The 1,505-nt window shown below is 74.4% G+C and carries 2 protein-coding genes and 1 pseudogene; all 3 read left to right on the forward strand.

Features of this window, described 5'->3' with window-relative positions; all coding sequences use genetic code 11:
* Nucleotides 1-212: pseudogene (locus tag PROKR_RS35355) on the forward strand (pyruvate dehydrogenase (acetyl-transferring) E1 component subunit alpha); the annotation flags it as partial.
* Entirely contained in the window at nt 212-1,213 is a 1,002-nt protein-coding gene (locus PROKR_RS18185) for an alpha-ketoacid dehydrogenase subunit beta (protein WP_036965448.1), read from the forward strand. The pseudogene PROKR_RS35355 and the gene PROKR_RS18185, both read left to right, overlap by 1 nt.
* Nucleotides 1,210-1,505, forward strand: a 296-nt coding sequence (locus PROKR_RS18190; protein ID WP_036965450.1) for a biotin/lipoyl-containing protein, incomplete at its 3' end; no start/stop codon positions are given. The genes PROKR_RS18185 and PROKR_RS18190, both read left to right, overlap by 4 nt.

Raw genomic sequence — 1,505 nt, forward strand, 5'->3', positions numbered from 1 at the left:
GGGCCGCCGCGCACGCCGACGCGGCCGAGCGGCTCGCGCGGCACACCCGGGACGGCATCAACGTCGACGTCGTGCCCGACCCCGCGGACCTGTTCGCCCATGTCTATGCCGAGCCGACGCCGCAGCTCGTCGAGCAGCTCGCGCAGGTCAGGGACGAGCTGAGCAGGGACGAGCCGAGCGCGGACGCGTCGAACCGAGCGGAGGCCCGCTGATGACCAGCACCGCGGTGGAGCACGAGACGCTCAGCACGGCCCAGGCGATCAACCGCGCCCTGCGCGACGCCATGACCGAGGACCCGACGGTGCTCGTGCTCGGCGAGGACGTCGGCCCGCTCGGCGGGGTCTTCCGGGTCACCGACGGGCTCACCGCCGAGTTCGGCGAGGACCGCTGCTTCGACACCCCGCTGGCCGAGGCCGGGATCGCGGGGTTCGCCGTCGGGCTCGCGATGAACGGCATGCGGCCCGTGATCGAGATGCAGTTCGACGCGTTCGCGTACCCCGCGTTCGAGCAGGTCGTGAGCCACATCGCCAAGATGCGGAACCGGACCCGCGGCCGCGTCGAGCTGCCCCTGGTCATCCGGGTCCCGTACGCCGGCGGCGTGGGCGGCGTCGAGCACCACAGCGACTCGTCCGAGTCCTACTACGCGCACACGCCCGGGCTGCACGTGGTGGCGCCGTCGAACCCCGCGGACGCCTACCGGCTCCTGCGCGACGCGATCGCCTCGCCGGACCCGGTGGTCTTCCTCGAGCCCAAGAAGCTCTACTGGGCCAAGGGTGAGGTCTCCTTCGGGGGCGGCGAGCCGGGCATCGGCACGGCCGTCGTGCGCCGCGAGGGCACCGACGCCACCCTCATCACGTACGGCCCGTCCGTCCCTGTGGCGCTGGACGCCGCCGAGGCCGCCGCGCGCGACGGCCGCAGCCTCCAGGTCGTGGACCTGCGCTCGATCGTGCCGTTCGACGACGCCACGGTCTGCGCGGCCGTCGAGTCGACCGGGCGCGCCGTGGTGGTCGCCGAGGCCGCCGGGTTCGCCAGCGTCGCCTCCGAGATCGCGGCCCGGGTGAGCGAGCGCTGCTTCCACTCGCTGGCCGCGCCGGTGCGCCGCGTCACCGGGTTCGACATCCCGTACCCGCCGCCCAAGCTGGAGCATCTCCAGCTCCCGTCCGTGGACCGGATCCTCGACGCCGTCGACGACCTGCAGTGGGAGGACGCATGAGGGCCACCGCGACCGAGCAGACGTTCCTGCTGCCCGACCTCGGCGAGGGCCTCACCGAGGCCGAGGTGGTGCAGTGGCTGGTCGCCGCGGGCGACGTCGTCGCCGTCGACCAGCCGGTGGTCGAGGTCGAGACGGCCAAGTCCGTGGTCGAGGTGCCGTGCCCGTACGCCGGGCGCGTGGGCGTGCTGCACGCCGCCGAGGGGGAGTGCGTCGAGGTGGGGCGGCCGCTGATCACGATCGCGGCGGAGGGCGAGCCCGAGGCCGGGCCGACGCCGGACCCGGAGCCGGCGCC

The organism is Promicromonospora kroppenstedtii DSM 19349, from assembly GCF_000515355.1.
Classification (GTDB): Bacteria; Actinomycetota; Actinomycetes; order Actinomycetales; family Cellulomonadaceae; genus Promicromonospora; species Promicromonospora kroppenstedtii.

Coding starts and splice junctions, on each gene's coding strand:
- PROKR_RS18185 (WP_036965448.1), top strand. CDS start 212: ATGACCAGCACCGCGGTGGAGCACGAGACGCTCAGCACGGCCCAGGCG.